Annotated in this window: 12 protein-coding genes; 1 reads left to right on the top strand and 11 read right to left on the bottom strand. The window is 70.0% G+C overall.

Annotated features, from left to right (window positions below):
* Positions 1-136 precede the first annotated feature (136 nt).
* From tmk to ACFWBQ_RS10720, 10 genes are all read right to left on the bottom strand, one after another.
* A complete protein-coding gene (tmk, locus tag ACFWBQ_RS10765; RefSeq protein ID WP_385486338.1) occupies positions 137-3,208 on the bottom strand; it encodes a dTMP kinase in 3,072 nt (1,023 codons plus the stop codon).
* A 242-nt stretch (positions 3,209-3,450) separates the two neighbouring features.
* Entirely contained in the window at positions 3,451-6,297 is a 2,847-nt protein-coding gene (gene topA / locus ACFWBQ_RS10760; protein WP_385486336.1) for a type I DNA topoisomerase, read from the bottom strand.
* Between the two features lie 282 nt (positions 6,298-6,579).
* On the bottom strand, positions 6,580-6,777 hold the full coding sequence (locus ACFWBQ_RS10755; protein WP_385486334.1) for a hypothetical protein: 198 nt from the start codon (positions 6,775-6,777) through the stop codon (positions 6,580-6,582).
* 152 nt (positions 6,778-6,929) lie between these two features.
* The gene (locus tag ACFWBQ_RS10750; RefSeq protein WP_385486332.1) at positions 6,930-7,517 is read right to left on the bottom strand and encodes an ABC transporter permease; all 588 of its coding nucleotides are present in this window, start codon (positions 7,515-7,517) and stop codon (positions 6,930-6,932) included.
* Between the two features lie 601 nt (positions 7,518-8,118).
* Positions 8,119-8,271 carry a hypothetical protein gene (locus tag ACFWBQ_RS10745; RefSeq protein WP_385486330.1) on the bottom strand — a complete coding sequence of 51 codons (153 nt, stop codon included), beginning with the start codon at positions 8,269-8,271 and terminating at the stop codon, positions 8,119-8,121.
* 18 nt (positions 8,272-8,289) lie between these two features.
* Positions 8,290-9,804 (bottom strand): methyltransferase, encoded by a 1,515-nt coding sequence (locus ACFWBQ_RS10740; RefSeq protein ID WP_385486328.1) that lies wholly within the window; start codon positions 9,802-9,804, stop codon positions 8,290-8,292.
* Between the two features lie 118 nt (positions 9,805-9,922).
* Positions 9,923-10,549: a small secreted protein gene (locus tag ACFWBQ_RS10735; protein ID WP_385486326.1), complete on the bottom strand. Its 627-nt coding sequence runs from the start codon at positions 10,547-10,549 to the stop codon at positions 9,923-9,925.
* A gap of 280 nt (positions 10,550-10,829) precedes the next feature.
* Positions 10,830-13,271, bottom strand: a complete 2,442-nt coding sequence (locus ACFWBQ_RS10730; protein WP_385486324.1) for a sodium-translocating pyrophosphatase — start codon at positions 13,269-13,271, stop codon at positions 10,830-10,832.
* Positions 13,272-13,539: 268 nt separating this feature from the next.
* On the bottom strand, positions 13,540-13,983 hold the full coding sequence (locus ACFWBQ_RS10725; RefSeq protein ID WP_385486322.1) for an ATP-binding protein: 444 nt from the start codon (positions 13,981-13,983) through the stop codon (positions 13,540-13,542).
* A gap of 206 nt (positions 13,984-14,189) precedes the next feature.
* Positions 14,190-14,543: an STAS domain-containing protein gene (locus tag ACFWBQ_RS10720; protein ID WP_003967428.1), complete on the bottom strand. Its 354-nt coding sequence runs from the start codon at positions 14,541-14,543 to the stop codon at positions 14,190-14,192.
* 79 nt (positions 14,544-14,622) lie between these two features.
* Here ACFWBQ_RS10720 and ACFWBQ_RS10715 point away from each other — a divergent pair, with 79 nt between their 5' ends.
* Positions 14,623-17,115, top strand: a complete 2,493-nt coding sequence (locus ACFWBQ_RS10715; RefSeq protein ID WP_385486320.1) for a DEAD/DEAH box helicase — start codon at positions 14,623-14,625, stop codon at positions 17,113-17,115.
* Here ACFWBQ_RS10715 and ACFWBQ_RS10710 read toward each other — a convergent pair.
* Positions 17,054-17,704, bottom strand: coding sequence for an Rv3654c family TadE-like protein (locus tag ACFWBQ_RS10710; protein ID WP_385486496.1), 651 nt, complete (start codon positions 17,702-17,704; stop codon positions 17,054-17,056). The two genes, ACFWBQ_RS10715 and ACFWBQ_RS10710, sit on opposite strands and share 62 nt — an antisense overlap.
* Positions 17,705-17,745 lie beyond the last annotated feature (41 nt).

The raw sequence follows: 17,745 nt of genomic DNA, 5'->3' as shown, positions 1-17,745 counted from the left end.
CGGGGAAAGCCGGATTCCCATTGTGAGGGAAGGGTCTGACAATCCTGACTTTCCGGCTTCCGGACTTCCCAGGCTTCCGGACTTGCAGACCGGCTTCCGGCTTTGCGGGTTTCCGGGTTTCGGCCCCGCCATCCCCTCAGCGGCGCGGCCTGCGCCCGTCCCGTCCGGAGGTGCCCGGGTCGTCGTCCTGGTCGCCGAGCAGCTCGTCGGCCAGGGTCGGCAGATCGTCGAGCGGCGTCTCCTCGGCCCAGTCGGAACGAGGACGCTTCTTGCCGCCCGAACGGTCCTGAGCAGCCCGCCCGGCCTGCGGGCCGTCGCTGACCTGGGGCAGTTCGCGGGTGCGCTCGTTCTCGTTCCCGCCGGCGGGCGCGGCACGGCGCTCGTCCCGGAAGACGCCCGGCGGCACCCGGTCCGCCGGGTCCTCGTCCCGCACGGGCGGCAGGACAGCCGTCTCGTCCGCGTCACGGGCCGGCCGGTCCGAGGGCTGGGCGAGCGGGACCGGCTGCGTGATCTCGTTCGGATTCACGACCGGGGTCGGAACCGTCAGCTCGTTGTCCGGTACGGGCGGCGCGGACCGCTTCCTCGCGACCGCCTCCGACTCGGCCCGGGCAGCCTCGGCTTCCGCACGGGCAGCCGCCTCGGCTTCGGCACGGCGGCGGGCGTCCTCGGCCCGTACCAGCGCCTCCTCCGCCTTGCGCTGCTTCTCCAGGCGCAGTGCCTCCGCCTCCTGGCGCAGCCTTGCCTCCTCCTGGGCCTGCCGGCGTAGCCGCGCCTGCTCGGCCTCGCGCACCCGCTCCTCGGCCTCGAGGCGGGCCCGCTCCTCCTCCGCACGGCGGCGGGCATCCTCGGCTCGCTGCCGGGCCTCCTCCGCCTGCCGCTCGGCCTCGCGCTGACGCGCGTCCTCCTCCTCGCGGCTCCTGCGCTCCTCCTCCTCGGCACGGAGCTTGGCGAGCTGCGCCTCCCGCTCACGCTCCAGCCGCTCCTCCTCCGCCTTGCGCGCGGCCTCTTCCTCCGCCTTGCGCCTGGCCTCTTCCTCGACCGCCCTGCGCGCCTCCTCCTGGGCCCTGACCTCGGCCTCGGAGAGCGGAAGGAGCTGGTCGAGCCGGTGGCGTACGACGGTGGTGATCGTCTCCGATTCCTGGCCGGCGTCCACCACCAGGTACCGGGACGGGTCGGCCGCGGCGAGGGTGAGGAAGCCGGACCGTACCCGGGTGTGGAACTCGGGCGGCTCGGACTCCAGCCGGTCCGGCGCCTCCGTGAAACGTTCCCGCGCGGTCTCCGGGGCGACATCGAGGAGCACGGTCAGATGCGGTACGAGACCGCTCGTCGCCCACCGCGAGATCCTGGCGATCTCGGTCGGCGAGAGGTCGCGGCCCGCACCCTGGTAGGCGACGGACGAGTCGATGTAGCGGTCCGAGATGACGATCGCGCCGCGCTCCAGCGCCGGGCGGACGACCGAGTCGACGTGCTCGGCGCGGTCGGCGGCGTACAGCAGGGCTTCGGCCCGGTTCGACAGTCCGGCCGACGACACGTCGAGCAGGATCGAACGCAGCCGCTTGCCGACCGGGGTCGCTCCCGGCTCGCGCGTCACGACGACCTCATGGCCCTTGGCCCGGATCCACTCGGCGAGCGCTTCGACCTGAGTGGACTTCCCGGCCCCGTCACCGCCCTCCAGAACGAGGAAGAAGCCGGTCGCGGCAGGCGCGACGGCCGGGTCGCCGCCACGCAGCGCCTCCCGCAGATCACGGCGGAGCGGTACCCCGGCGCGGTCGTCCGTCTTGGCGAGGACGATCACGGCGACGGGCAGCAGCAGGGCGCCGATGAGCATCAGCGCGAACGCGGCTCCGCCGTGGGCGAAGACGAAGTCGCCGGAGCCCAGCCGGTGCCGGCCGATGGCGGCGGCGAGCAGCGGGCCGCCCACCGCGCCGAGCGCGACCAGCACCCGGACGACGGCCTGGAGGTGCTCGGTGCTCCTGGCCTGCCGGAACTCCTCGGTCTCCTGCTCGACGATCGCGTGCCCGATGTGCGCGGCGACACCCGCCGAGTAACCGGCGAGCAGCGCGATCAGCAGCCCGGTCGCCGTGTCCGGCACCAGGCCGAGCGCGAGGAGCGCGACGCCGGTGACGGCCGTCGACAGGGCCAGCAGCCTGCGCCGCGACAGGGCGGGCAGCACCTTCTGCGCTGTACGGATACCGAGCGCGGTGCCGCCGGTCAGGACGAGGATGAGCAGGGCGAAGGTGGCAGGTCCGCCGCCCAGGTCTGCTGCGTGCAGTACGGAGACAGCCGCAGCGGCGGAGATGGCCCCGGCGACCGCGGCGCACGCGCCGACGACGAGCGGGGCAGTGCCTGTGCGGCCCTTGTCGGGACCCGTTCCGGTGGTCGGCCTGCGCAGACCCTCCAGCGGAGAGCGCGGGCGGGGCGTCGGAACGCCCGGGAGTTCGAGGAAGTACAGGGTCGAGATCGAGGCCGAGAAAAGGCCTGCCGCGACGTACGAGCCGAGGGCAGCCTGGTGGAAGGAGAACCAGTCGAGCCCCGACCCGAGCAGATTGCCGATCAGCGTCGCGACCACGAGCACGGCCGCGGCCGCGGGGATCGCGAGGAAGTCGGTCCGCAGGGAGAGCCTGCGGAGTGCGTCGAGGTGGTCGGGCAGAGGGCGCACAGTGGCGCCCTCCGGGGGCGGGGCGGGGAGCAGTGCGGGGGCCGCGCTCTCCTTGGCCACCGTCCACAGACGCTCGCCCACACCGGTCACGAAGACGGTGATCAGGATCATCATGAGCGCCTTGTCCGGCATCCAGTCGATCCACAGCGGCGCGACGACCAGCAGCGCGAGCCGCAGCCCGTCCGCCCCGATCATCAGCCAGCGGCGGTCGACCGGACCGCCGGGCGCCGTGAGCGCCGTCAACGGCCCCAGGAGTACGGCTCCGAAGAGCACGGTGGAAATAATTCGGGCACCGAACACGGCGGCGACGGCAAAGGCCGCCCCGCGGTATCCGGCTCCGAATGAGCCCTCAAGGACCGCCGCCTGCAGCGACAACAGCACAAGCACAAGAAGGGCGAGTGAATCGCCGATACTGCCGACGAGCTGGGCGCTCCACAACCGCCTGAGCGGGGGAACACGCAACAGGGCTCGTACGGCGCGCTCGCGTGAGTCTGCGGCAAGTGTGTCGGAGGTGGGGCTCACGACCGGTAGCTGCTCGGCTCGCGTCATCCGCCCAGCCTATCGGGAGCGGCGCGGTGCTCGGGGGCCGCGTCCGAACATATGGCCGTCGCCCTGCGGGCCGGGGCGCTCGCGGAGGGCTTGCCCCTCCCCTGTCTGCCCCACCGGAACCCTCCCCGGCCGAGCCGTCGGCCCGAGGTCCGCTCCTCGTAACCCCACGGACGCCGTCCGGGGCCCTCGTCCGGGCCCCAGGGACTGGATCTCCAGCCCCTGGGGTCTCAGGAGGTGCGAGGTCAGTCCTCCGACGACGAGGATGCGGGTGCGGCCTTCTTCGCCGTCGTCTTCTTCGCTGCCGTCTTCTTGGCCGCAGTCTTCTTCGTGGCCGTCGTCTTCGCGGCCGTTGTCTTCGCCGCAGTCGCCTTCTTCGCGGGCGCCTTCTTGGCCGGGGCCTTCTTCGCCGTCTTCTTCTTGGCGGGTCCCTTGGCGCGCTTCTCCGCGAGGAGCTCGTAGCCGCGCTCCGGCGTGATGTCCTCGACGCTGTCGTCGGTACGCAGCGTCGCATTCGTCTCGCCGTCGGTGACGTACGCACCGAAGCGCCCGTCCTTGACGACGACCGGAGCACCGCTCACCGGGTCCGTGCCCAGTTCCTTCAGCGGCGGCTTGGCGGCGGCCCGCCCGCGCTGCTTCGGCTGGGCGTAGATCGCGAGGGCCTCGTCGAGCGTGATGTCGAAGAGCTGGTCCTCGGACGTGAGCGAGCGCGAGTCCGTCCCCTTCTTGAGGTAGGGACCGTAGCGGCCGTTCTGCGCGGTGATCTCCACGCCCTCCGCGTCCTCACCGACGACCCGCGGCAGCGACATCAGCTTGAGCGCGTCGGCCAGCGTCACCGTATCCACCGACATGGACTTGAAGAGGGAGGCGGTCCGCGGCTTCACCGCGTTCTTGCCGGTCTTCGGGGTGCCCTCGGGCAGCACCTCGGTGACGTACGGGCCGTAGCGCCCGTCCTTGGCGATGATCTGGTGCCCGGTGACCGGGTCGGCGCCGAGCTCGAAGTCGCCGCTCGGCTTGGCCAGCAGCTCCTCCGCGTACTCCACGGACAGCTCGTCGGGCGCCAGGTCCTCCTGCACATCGGCGCGCTGATGCCCCTCGGAGTCCTTCTCGCCACGCTCGATGTACGGGCCGTAACGGCCGACCCTGAGCTTGATGTCGTTGCCGACGGGGAAGGAGGAGATCTCCCGGGCGTCGATCGCGCCGAGGTCGGTGACGAGCTCCTTGAGACCACCGAGGTGGTCGCCGTCGCCGTTGCCCGCATCGGAGGCCGCCCCGGCACCGGCCGCGCCCTCGGCGTGCGCGCCGAAGTAGAAGCGCCGCAGCCACGGCACGGACTGGGCCTCGCCCCGCGCAATGCGGTCGAGGTCGTCCTCCATGCGTGCGGTGAAGTCGTAGTCGACGAGCCGGCCGAAGTGCTTCTCCAGCAGGTTGACCACGGCGAACGAGAGGAACGACGGCACCAGGGCCGTGCCCTTCTTGAACACGTAGCCGCGGTCCAGGATCGTCCCGATGATCGAGGCGTACGTCGACGGGCGGCCGATCTCGCGCTCTTCGAGCTCCTTGACCAGCGAGGCCTCGGTGTAACGGGCCGGCGGCTTGGTGGCGTGGCCGTCGACCGTGACCTCGTCGGCGGTCAGCGCGTCGCCCTCGGCAACCTGCGGCAGCCGCCGCTCGCGGTCGTCGAGCTCGGCGTTCGGGTCGTCCGCGCCTTCGACGTACGCCTTCATGAAGCCGTGGAAGGTGATCGTCTTGCCGGACGCGGAGAATTCGGCGTCCCGGCCGTCGCTCGCCCGGCCGCCGATCTTGACGGTGACGGAGTTACCGACGGCGTCCTTCATCTGGGAGGCGACGGTCCGCTTCCAGATCAGCTCGTACAGCCGGAACTGGTCGCCGGTGAGACCCGTCTCGGCCGGGGTGCGGAAGCGGTCGCCGGAGGGGCGGATCGCCTCGTGCGCCTCCTGCGCGTTCTTGACCTTCGCGGCGTAGGTGCGGGGCTTTTCCGGGAGGTAGTTCGCCCCGTACAGCTGCGTGACCTGCGCCCGGGCCGCGGAGATCGCGGTGCCCGAGAGCGTCGTGGAGTCGGTACGCATGTAGGTGATGAAGCCGTTCTCGTACAGCTTCTGCGCGACCTGCATCGTGGCCTTGGCCCCGAATCCCAGCTTGCGGCTCGCCTCCTGCTGGAGGGTCGTCGTACGGAAGGGTGCATAGGGCGAGCGGCGGTACGGCTTCGACTCGACGGACCGTACGGCGAACGTGGAGTCGGCGAGCGCGGCGGCCAGGGCACGGGCGTTCGCCTCGTCCAGGTGCAGCGTCTGACCGGATCCGGACTTGAGCTGCCCGTCCGAGCCGAAGTCGCGGCCCTGGGCGATGCGGCGCCCGTCGACCGCGCTGAGGCGGGCGGTGAGCGTCGAGGGATCGGTGGCGTCACCGCTGCGACCGGTGGCGAACGTGCCGGTGAGGTCCCAGTACTCGGCGGAACGGAAGGCGATGCGCTCGCGCTCCCGTTCGACGACGAGGCGGGTGGCGACGGACTGGACACGGCCCGCGGAGAGCCGTGGCATGACCTTCTTCCACAGGACCGGCGAGACCTCGTAGCCATAGAGACGGTCGAGGATACGGCGGGTTTCCTGGGCGTCGACCATGCGCTGGTTCAGCTCGCGCGGATTGGCGACGGCTGCCCGGATCGCGTCCTTGGTGATCTCGTGGAAGACCATCCGGTGGACCGGGACCTTGGGCTTGAGCACTTCCTGCAGGTGCCACGCGATGGCTTCGCCCTCGCGGTCCTCATCGGTGGCGAGGAAGAGTTCGTCGGATTCGGCAAGGAGCTGCTTGAGCTTCCGGACCTGGGCTTTCTTGTCTGCGTTGACGACGTAGATGGGCTGGAAGTCGTTGTCGACGTCGACGCCGAGTCGGCGTACCTCACCCGTGTACTCGTCCGGCACCTCGGCCGCGCCGTTCGGCAGGTCGCGGATGTGCCCGACGCTCGCCTCGACGACGTATCCGGGGCCGAGGTAGCCCTTGATCGTCTTCGCCTTGGCAGGCGACTCGACAATGACGAGTCGGCGGCCTGCGGTCTCGCTGGTCGGGGACAACTTCGCTCTTCTTTCCGGTCGACACTCGTGGGGCATCCGGGCAGCGCAATGACGCTGCCCGCGGTGCTGTCGCTGCGGAGTGTGACGGTACAACCCGCCCCCGTGTCAAACGGCAAAAGCCCGCAACGGCCACTCGAACGGTAACCCGACTTCCGCCGTTCCTGCCGCCCGGACTGCCCGGTCCGCGCTTCGCAGCACTGTCGCCTGCAGGTTTCGGGGGGCCGTCGGGGTGCCTGTGGGACGGTGGCAGGACTGGTGAGTCGGCCCTGCCGGCCGTGTGGATCAGATGCGGGTGAAGCACCACACGCCGAGGACGAGGAAGAGTGCGCCGAAGAGTGTGGCGAGAGCGGTGGAGGCGACGGGGCTCACACCGTGCGCCACCGGCGCACGGTGAATGGTGCGCGCCCCTGTCCAGATCAGGAGAGCGGCGCCGAACAGTGCGAATGCCGTTCCGGCGAAGACCGCGGTGACGCTCTCCATGTCCGTACCCCTCAAACTCGTCGCATCGACTGCTGCCCGGGTGCCGGCCGCCGCGCTGCCGGTGCCGCCCGTGCTGCTGAGGGGACGGTGCCACGCCGGGGCGTCGCCGATGCGAACCCCGGGTGAACAGCACGCTCCGAAGGCGATTCACATCACATCGAGAGTCGCGCGGCGCCGGCTTCCGCGCCCGAATGCGGCGAACAGAGTCGGCGCGGACAGCGCACAACCGGCCCCGACCACGAGCTCCGCCCCGAGGAGCCCACCGTCCAGCCCGCCGCCTGCGGACAACTGCCCGGCGGCTCCGCGGCATGGGTGAGCGGAAGCGCGTCCCCGGCGGCCCGCATCCACACGGGCAGGGTGTCGCGCGGGACGTTCCCCCCGGTCAGCAGGAGCAGTACGGAACAGGCCACGTTCGACACCGGGAAGACACCCCGGAAACGGAGCCCGAGCTCCCCCAGCGCCTGTCCGAACGCCGAGCAGCCCGCGGAGGCGGCGAGCAGGACGGTGACCAGGCCGGCCACAGCCCCTAGCGGAATCTGCAGACCGAGCAGGAGCGAGGCGGCAGCAAGCGTGAAGACGCTGATCAGCAGGCCGTTGAGCACATACGGGAGGGCGCGGCCGAACCGGAGCGGAGCGCGATGGCGAGGGCTGAGAAGGACCGCACCGCGGGTGCCGTACCGACGCTCGTCGGCGATGGCCGTCGTGCCGCCGTAGACGCATGCGGTGGAGAAGGCGATCACCGCGTTGGCGAGCAGATGGAACAGGTCGCCGGCGACCCCGAGCTGCAGCTGGAAAGACCAAGAACAGCAGTTGCAGCAGCGGCCCTACGAGCAGCGTGCCGATGGACATGGGGGACGTCGTCCAGTTGAACAGGGCACGGTACGAGATGCCGCCGCCGATGAGGGTAAGTCGGGCCGTGCGGACGGTTCCTGAGAAGGCGCAGGCCACGGGGAGGGCGCAGGAGGGCTCGTGAAGAGGTCCGGGCGGGCCCGGCCGTCAGGCGAGCGAGAGAGTGGCGGCGACCCGGTCGCGGCGGCCCGCCGGTACTGGGCGTCGATGTGCTTCGTCAGTTCCGGAACGGGCGCCGTCCACCTCGCCCGCGCCTCCGGACCGGCGAAGAGCGCGTCGATACGGGCGAATGTAGGGATGGTCGTCGAGCCGCGTGTAGTGCTCGGCGCCCCCCGCCCGCACCATGTCGGCCGGCGTGGCCCGGATGAGGTCCCGGCTCGTCCTCGACCGACGACGCGCTGATCGGTTCCGGACAACAGGAAGCCCGGCAAGCCGGCCGGTCCCTCGCTCAACAGCCGCACCGGGCACGTCCGGTCGTCCTCCTTCAGGAGGTCACGGACCGGCCCGCACCGCCCACGCCTCGTAGGGCCAGGAAGGGAGCCCGTGCGCTCGTGCGAGATGCAGGCGGCAGGAGGTTTCACACAGCGGGCCGATGGCGATCCGGGTCGCACCGAGTGCGGCCTCGTCCAGCTCGATACGGATCACGGGTCTACGTCGCCGCACTCACGCGCCGCCCCTCACCGGCTCCAGGAAACCCTCCTCCACCAGCAGCCGGATCGCCTGCGGGGTGCGGTCGCGCAGCAGCACCGGGTCCTCTGCCATGAGCTGGGCGATGGCATCCAGGATCCTGCCTGCAGGCAGCGAGCCGTCGCACACGCCCGCGAACCCGGCCCCGACCGCATCGACCTTGGTGGCCCGTCGCATCCCGCGGTGCTGACGCAGCACCACATGCTCGGGGTCCTCGGCGCCCGGCAGGCCGACCTGCTCCTGCACCACCTCGTCGGAGAGGGTGAAGTGCGCAGCCAGCAGGGCGGCGTCGTCGTGCTCACGCAGATAGTCCTGCCGGACGAAATGGGCCTCGACGGCCGGGCCGAGGGGCTGCTCCACCGAATGCGGCCACTCCTCGATCACGACCGACGGATTGCCCGCAACGGCGGCAGCGGACTTCCTGAGCGTGATCCATCCGAAACCGACGCCCTTGGTTCTGCGGGCCTCGAATTCGTCCATCCAGGCCTCGTACCGCTCGGCGTAGGCGGCGGGGTCCGTACGGTGGTCGCCGCTGTCGCGGAGCCAGAGCTCGGCGTACTGCGTGATGTCCTGCACCTCGCGCTGCACGATCCAGGCGTCACAACCTTGAGGTACCCAGGAGCGCAGCCGGTCCTGCCACTCCTCGCCCTCCACGTGCTGCCAGTTGGCGAGAAACTGCGCGTACCCCCCCTCGTTCAACCGGTCGCCGGCCTGCTGCACCAGCGTCCGGCACAGGTCGTCGCCGCCCATACCGCCGTCGCGGTACGTCAACCGGGCGCCGGGCGAGATGACGAAGGGCGGGTTGGAGACGATCAGGTCGTACGTCTCGGTGTCGACCGGCTCATAGAGGGAGCCCACACGCAGATCGGCCGGAGCGGCGCCGGACAGTGCGAGGGTGAGCCGGGTGAAGTCCAGGGCTCGTGGATTGACGTCCGTGGCCGTGACCCGAATGGCGTGCTGGGCGGCGTGCAGCGCCTGGATGCCGGAACCCGCACCGAGATCGAGGGCGGTGGCGACGGGTCTGCGCACGGTGATACCGGCAAGCGTGGTGGACGCCCCGCCTACGCCCAGGACGACCGCCTCCTCGTGCGAGCCGATCCCACCCGCCCCGCCTACAGCACACCCCAGGTCGGAAACGATGAACCAGTCCTCGCCCTCGGGCCCGCCGTACGGCCGGACGTCGACGGTCGCTCTGACCAGGTCTCCCTCACGGACCACCCAGCCGTCCTCCACACACTCCTCCAGCGGAAGCGCTGCGGCGACCCGGGCGGCCGGGACGTGGCGCTGCAGAAGGAACAGCCGCACCAGCGTGTCGAGGGGCGAATCCCCGCGGGTGGCCCGGAGTGCCGGGACGGTCTCGCTGCGGGCGAGCGCGGCGTAGGCGGGCGCGCCGAGCCGCTCCAGGAGGCCGTCGGCGGTGAAAGCCGCGGCGATCAGGGCCTGGCGGAGCCGGGGGGTGCGGGCGGATGCGGGAAGGCTGGTCGTACTCACCCGTCCATTGTGTCCGCTCCCACCGACAACGGCAGCGGCCCGGCACCCACGAGGGGCGACCGGACCGCTGCGAACGGGCTTCGGAGGCGGCTTTTCATCCGCCGGAGGCCTCGCTCGCCTACGACTTCTCGCTCGCCGAGGCGGCGGGAGAGGCCGACTTCGATGCCGGGGCGGACGGAGCGGCGGCGGGCGGGGCGGAGGCCGTCGGCTTCTGGCAGCCCTTCTGCTTCGCCATCGCGGAACCGACCTCGCCCGACTGGAGCTTCTTCAGAGCCTGGTCACCATTGGTGCTGATCTTGTTCAGCTCGTCGGCGATGCCCTTGAGTCCGTCGGCGAATTTCGCCTGGTCCTTCGTGTCGAGCGCGTCGACCTTCGTCTTCAGGTTCGCGTAGGCCACGGAGGAGGCGTTGAGCTCCTTCACGGCCTCCTGCTGCGTGGTCTCGCCGTCGTCCACGGGCGGCGGGCCCGCGGACTCCACGGCTGTGCCCAGCGCCTTGTACGCCTGCGAGATCTGCTGGAAGGCGGCCGAGTCGGTCTGCTGGACGTCGGCGGGCTTGCTGTTGTCGGCCGTCTGCTGCTGGATCGCGGCATTGGCGTTCGCGATCTTCTGCAGCTGCGGCTGGACCTGGTCGCAGACCTTCTTCGCCCAGTCGTTCACCTTGTCGTCGCTGTCGTCGCTGCAGCCCGACAGCGTCAGTACGAGTACCGCACCGCCGGACAGTGCGGCTGCAAGCTTCTTGTTCACCGGATTGGGTCCCTTCCAAGGCTCTCGGCCCCGGAACTTACACGCCAAGTGGGCGACATTCTGGCGCCGGGCATCCGATGTACGTGCTTTTGCAGCCATTTGCACCAAGGAGAATGAGGGAGATACAACTCACCTGAACGCTCGGTCACTCGTGCGGGTACTCCCTCGCCCGAGTGGAATATCCGGCGAGGAAGGCGACGGACGGCGCATCAGAATGCGCCGTCCGCCCCTCCACTGACCAGGTATTACCTAAGTGGCCACTCGACCTTTCCCGAGCAGCTCACGAAACAGCGGCGGGATCAGTGGACTTGGCGGGGCGGCCTCCATCTCCGTCGTCGCCGCCCGATCCGCCGTCGTCACCCATGGCGATCCCGCGCCGCTTGGAGACATAGACCGCTCCGACGATGACACCGATGGCGACCACGGCCACCGCCGCTCGCACTCCCGCACTCGCGTCATCGCCATAGCTGAACTGCACGACCGCAGGGGCGATGAGCAGCGCCACCAGGTTCATCACCTTGAGGAGAGGGTTGATCGCCGGGCCCGCCGTGTCCTTGAACGGGTCACCGACCGTGTCACCGATGACCGTCGCGGCATGGGCCTCACTGCCCTTTCCGCCGTGGTGACCGTCCTCGACGAGCTTCTTGGCGTTGTCCCACGCCCCGCCGGAGTTGGCGAGGAAGACAGCCATCAGGGTTCCGGTGGCGATCGCTCCCGCGAGATACGAGCCGAGCGCGCCGACACCCAGGGTGAACCCGACAGCGATCGGTGCCAGGACCGCTAGCAGCCCGGGGGTGGCCAGCTCGCGCAGCGCGTCCTTGGTGCAGATGTCGACGACGCGTCCGTACTCCGGCTTCTCCGTGTAGTCCATGATCCCGGGATGCTCGCGGAACTGGCGCCGCACCTCGTAGACCACGGCCCCCGCAGAGCGGGAGACGGCGCTGATGGCCAGGCCCGAGAAGAGGAACACGACTGCGGCGCCGAGAATCAGGCCGACCAGGTTGTTGGGCTGCGAGATGTCCAGGCTCAGTCCCATCTCCCCCGCCCGAGCGCCGACGTCGTCGACCGCCGTGGCGATCGCGTCGCGGTACGAGCCGAAGAGCGCCGAGGCCGCCAGCACCGCGGTGGCGATCGCGATGCCCTTGGTGATGGCCTTGGTGGTGTTGCCGACGGCGTCCAGGTCGGTGAGAACCTGGGCCCCGGCGCCCGTGACGTCGCCCGACATCTCGGCGATGCCCTGAGCGTTGTCGGAGACCGGGCCGAAGGTGTCCATCGCCACGATGACACCCACGGTGGTGAGGAGGCCGGTTCCGGCGAGCGCCACGGCGAAGAGAGCCAACATGATCGATGTCCCGCCGAGCAGAAACGCTCCGTAGACGCCGAGACCGATCAGGAGCGCGGTGTAGACGGCCGACTCCAGACCGATGGAGATCCCGGCGAGAACCACGGTCGCGGGTCCGGTCAGCGAGGACTTCCCGATGTCCCGGACGGGGCGGCGGTTGGTCTCGGTGAAGTAGCCCGTGAGCTGCTGGATCAGTGCGGCGAGCACGATGCCGATGGTGACCGCGACCAGGGCGAAGACACGCGGGTCGCCGCCGTGCGAGGTGATCGCGCTGTCGGTGACCCCGTCCAGGTCTGCGTACGAGGAGGGCAGGTAGACGAAGACCGCCACCGCGACCAGGACCAGTGAGATCACCGCGGAGACGAAGAATCCGCGGTTGATGGCCGTCATCCCGCTGCGGTCGGCTCGCCGCGGGGCGACCGCGAAGATGCCGATCATAGCGGTGACCACGCCGATTGCCGGAACGATCAACGGAAAGGCCAGCCCGGCATCCCCGAAAGCCGCCTTGCCGAGAATGAGTGCGGCCACGAGCGTCACCGCGTACGACTCGAAGAGGTCGGCGGCCATTCCTGCGCAGTCACCGACGTTGTCGCCCACGTTGTCGGCGATGGTGGCGGCGTTGCGCGGATCGTCCTCGGGAATGCCCTGCTCCACCTTGCCCACGAGGTCGGCACCCACGTCGGCGGCCTTGGTGAAGATGCCACCGCCGACCCTCATGAACATGGCGATCAACGCCGCACCGAGGCCGAATCCCTCCAGCACCTTGGGCGCGTCGGCGGCGTAGACGAGGACGACACAGGAGGCGCCGAGCAGACCGAGGCCCACCGTGATCATGCCGACCACACCGCCTGTACGGAAAGCGATCTTCATCGCCTTGTGCGAGACAACGGTGAGATCCTTTTCCGGTTCACCCTCCGCAGGAGTGGCCTCGCGCGCGGCAGCGGCCACGCGCACATTGCTGCGTACGGCGAGTCGCATACCGATGTATCCGGTGGCTGCCGAGAAAAGCGCACCCACCAGGAAGAACAACGAGCGGCCTGCACGCTGTGACCAGTTGTCGGCCGGCAGCAGCAGAAGCAGGAAGAACACGACGACGGCAAAGATGCCGACGGTACGCAGCTGCCGGGCCAGATAGGCGTTCGCGCCTTCCTGGACGGCAGCCGCGATCTCCTTCATCCGATCGGTGCCTTCACCGGCCGCCAGGACCTGGCGGACCAGCAGCTGGGCGACGACCAGCGCGGCGAGGGCGACGGCCGCGATGACGACGACGATCAGCCGATTGTCATCGGTGAGTACCGCGGCTGCGAGTGAGGTGGGCCGGCCGGAAGGTGCGGAAACGTGCGTCAGTTCTGCGAGTGGGGTGTTGAAGAACTCCGCCATACGTCCTCCTTGACGCTCAGCGCTCAAGACGTGGACGGATTGTAGGGAGCAGAACCTGATCAAAACAGTGGGTGGTCAATGAAATCGGCGACTGCCCACCCAAAGACAAATGATCTCGCCCGGGATTGCACCCGAATGCAGTAATGGGGCAGCCGCATGCCACCCGGAGGAAATCAATAGATCATCGATCAAGCGCACAGGAAAAAGGCCCTGCTCAGCAGGGCCCGGAAAACTTGATCGCTCGTCTCACCCGAGGGCGTGACACACCTCAGGGAAGCACCACAGCCGAAGTCGTCGGCCAGGTCATACGGATCACTCCGCCGTCCGTGCCCGAACGGACTTCCACGTCGTCGACCAACCCGCTGATGACGGCGAGACCCATCTCGTCCTCGGCATCCGTTTCGTCGAGCCCTCCGGCTCCACCTCCGGGCGCTCCCTCCAGTGAGGTATCACTGCCCGGGCCGGGCACTCCGTCGCCGACCTCGATGGAGAACGCCTTCTCCTCCTCGGTCAGCACGACCGTGACCGGGGTGGTGATGTCATGACTCCGATGCAGCCCGACAGCGCGGCTGCACGCCTCGCCGACGGCGAGTCTGACCTCGTCGAGCACCGCCTCGTCCACGCCGGCCCTGCGTGCCACGGCGGCTGCCACGAGGCGGGCCGTCCTGACGTGTTCGGGCTGAGCGCTGAAGCGGAGTTCAACGGTTGGCATGCCATCCCCCTCGAACGTATGGGCGTGCATCTCAGGGGCCCGGGCGTGGCGCCCGGTACCCCTGCTCTCACTTCTCCACCGGAACCGACGAAGCCGGCAGCCGACCAAAGGGGTCGACCGCCTGCTCGTGGCGGCCCGCCTGCTGCCGCCTGTCGGCCTGTCACAACCTGCTGGCCGGCCCGAAGAGCGACCGACCTGCGCCGACGTCAGTCGGTGGCCGCGACAGCCTCGTCGACCGTGGTGTGAATGGGAAACACCTTGGTCAGACCTGTGATCCGGAAGATCTTGAGAATGCGCTCCTGGTTGCACACCAGTCGCAGCGAGCCCTCATGGGCCCGGACACGCTTCAAGCCGCCCACGAGCACGCCGAGGCCGGTGGAGTCGAGGAAGTCGACACCTTCCATGTCGACAACCAGGTGGTAGCTGCCGTCATTCACCAACTCGACCAACTGCTCGCGCAGCTTGGGCGCGGTATACACATCAATCTCGCCACCGACCTCGACGACCGTACGGTCGCCACCAGGGCCGGACACATTGCGAGTCGACAGGGACAGGTCCACGGATCCTCCAGCACCTTGCTATCGAGCGGTCGCCCCTCGGTCTCCCCGACGGAGGCCAGGGGACGGATCGCCAGCCGCGATGGCATTCAATCACTTACCAGCAGCCATGCACGACGCCTTGGGACCATTGTCCGTCATGCCAGTGACACACTCGATGCCGATGGCCAAGAATCACCGCCCCAGTCGACCGCCCGAGAACGGGGGCTCCCGCCCCTCTCCCGACATGGTCCTCGACCGGCTCGCCGCAGGGGCGGGCCGGGCCGCGCGCATCACTCATACGGAGCACTTGCCCCCGCGTACGGGAACCCATGCCATCTGGCCGGATCGCATCCGGCCGGAAGTGATCGCGGCAATTACCCAGGCCGGGATCGACCATCCGTGGGCACACCAGGCTGCCGCCGCCGAGTACGCCCTGGACGGCGAATCCGTCGTGATCGCCACCGGAACCGCGTCCGGCAAGTCCCTCGCCTACCTGGCTCCGGTCCTGAGCGCCCTCCTGGACGGCTCACAGGCCCCGAACGGCCGCGGCGCGACTGCCCTGTATCTCGCCCCCACCAAGGCCCTCGCCGCCGATCAGCGGCGCTCGGTGAAGGCACTCGCGGCACCGCTGGGCACCGCGGTCCGCCCCGCTGTCTACGACGGAGACACGCCGGTCGAAGAACGCGAATGGGTGCGCCAGTACGCCAACTACGTCCTGACGAACCCCGACATGCTGCACCGGGGAATACTCCCGTCCCACCCCCGCTGGGCCTCCTTCCTGCGCGCCCTGCGCTTCGTCGTCATCGATGAATGCCACACCTACCGGGGTGTGTTCGGGTCGCACGTCGCCCAGGTGCTGCGCCGTCTGCGCCGCCTGTGCGCCCGGTACGGCTCCGATCCGGTCTTCCTCCTCGCCTCCGCCACCGCGGCCCAGCCCTCGGTCGCAGCGGGCCGCCTCACGGGCCTGACCGTCAAGGAGGTCGCCGACGACGCCTCCCCCCGCGGCGAGACGGTCTTCGCCCTCTGGGAGCCGCCGCTGACCGAGCTGCACGGCGAGAAGGGGGCTCCGGTGCGCCGTACCGCCACGGCCGAGACCGCCGACATCCTGACCGAACTGACCCTCCAGGGAGTCCGCTCGGTTGCCTTCGTACGCTCCCGGCGCGGCGCCGAGCTCATCTCCGTCATCGCCAAGGAACGCCTGGGCGAGGTGGACCGCTCTCTGCCGAAACGGATCGCCGCCTACCGTGGTGGCTACCTGCCCGAGGAGCGCCGTGCCCTGGAACGCGCTCTGCACTCCGGGGAGCTGCTCGGACTGGCCGCCACCACGGCCCTGGAGCTCGGCATCGACGTCTCGGGCCTGGATGCCGTCGTCATCGCCGGATACCCGGGTACCAGGGCATCCCTGTGGCAACAGGCCGGCCGCGCCGGACGCGCCGGCCAAGGCGCCCTGGCCATCCTCGTCGCCCGGGACGACCCACTGGACACATTCCTCGTCCATCACCCCGAGGCACTGTTCCAGCAGCCCGTGGAGTCGACAGTCCTGGACCCGGACAACCCGTACGTCCTCGCCCCGCACCTGTGTGCCGCAGCCTCGGAGCTCCCGCTCACCGAAGCCGACATCGCCCTCTTCGGCCCTGCGGTACCCGAGCTGCTGCCGCAGCTGGAGGCGGCGAAGCTGCTGCGCAGACGGGCAACAGGCTGGCACTGGACCCGCCGCGAACGGGCCGCCGATCTGACCGACATCCGAGGCGGAGGCGGCCGCCCGGTCCAGATCGTCGAGGAAGGGACCGGCCGTCTGCTGGGCACCGTCGACGAATCGGCCGCGCACACCGCCGTGCACGAGGGCGCCGTCCACCTCCATCAGGGCCGCACCTACCTGGTCCGGAAACTGGATCTGGAGGACTCGGTGGCCTTGGTCGAGGAAGCCGTTCCGCCGTACTCGACCACCGCCCGCGACACCACCGCCATCGCCGTGCTGGAGACCGACACCGAGATCCCGTGGGGCGACGGGCGACTCTGTTTCGGCTCCGTGGAGGTCACCAACCAGGTCGTCTCCTTCCTGCGTCGCAGGCTGATCACCGGGGAGGTACTCGGCGAGACGAAGCTCGACCTGCCGCCCCGCACCCTGCGCACCCGTGCCGTGTGGTGGACGGTCACCGAGGATCAGCTCGATGCGGCCCGGATCAATCCCGAGATCCTCGGTGGCGCCCTGCACGCCGCCGAACACGCCTCGATCGGGATGCTGCCGCTCTTCGCCACCTGTGACCGCTGGGACATCGGCGGTGTCTCCGTACCGCTCCACCCGGACACGTTGCTGCCGACCGTCTTCGTGTACGACGGCCACCCGGGCGGCGCGGGATTCGCAGAGCGGGCCTTCCACACCGCCCGCACATGGCTGACCGCGACCCGCCAGGCCATCGCTTCCTGCGAGTGCGAGGCCGGCTGCCCGTCCTGCATCCAGTCCCCCAAATGCGGCAACGGCAACGAGCCGCTTCATAAACGGGGAGCCGTACGCCTTCTCACCGAGCTCCTCAGAACCGCGCCCCCGGACCCCGGAGAGGACCGTCACGAGGCGGAAAGCACCGACGGCTAGACATCCGTTCGGCAGTTCCGGCCGGTGCCGCGGTCCCGACCGGTGCCTGTGCTGGTGCCTGTGCCGCGCAGAGCTGAGCCGGTGTCGCAGCGCTTGCCCGTGTCGCAGTGCCAGCCGGTGTCGCAGCGCCAGCCGGTACCGGAGTGCCAGCCCGTGCCGCAGTGCCAGCCGGTACCGGAGTGCCAGCCCGTGCCGCAGTGCCAGCCGGTACCGGAGTCCCCGCTGGTTCCGGAGTCCCCGCCGGATACCTTGCCCCGGCCGGCGTCGGCGTGGCGGCCGGCGGCCTGGTGGCCGGCCCGGTCGCCGGTGGCCCCGCTCGAGACCTGACCTGCGGCGCATACGGGCCGAAGCGCGCGCGGGCCGTCACATCAGCGATCTCGCCCTGGATCGCGCACCGCACCACTTCGGCCCCCTGTGCCCCCGCTACCTCTCTCGCCGCCCCGCATGCCTCGGATGTGCCGCGCAGCGCCCGGTCCGCCGCGGCGAGGGCCGCCAGATCCGCCGCACCGGCCGCCTTGTGGCGGGCGGCCACGGCCTGCCCCAGCGCAAGCACCACTGCGAACACCGCGCACAGCGTCGCCGTCGTCATGGCCACCCACACCGTTGCCAGTCCCTGGTCCCTCACCCTGG

Source organism: Streptomyces sp. NPDC060035, assembly GCF_042736635.1.
Taxonomy (GTDB): Bacteria; Actinomycetota; Actinomycetes; order Streptomycetales; family Streptomycetaceae; genus Streptomyces.
Note: the sequence above shows the minus strand (reverse complement) of the source record. Positions and strands in the feature narration are given on the sequence as shown.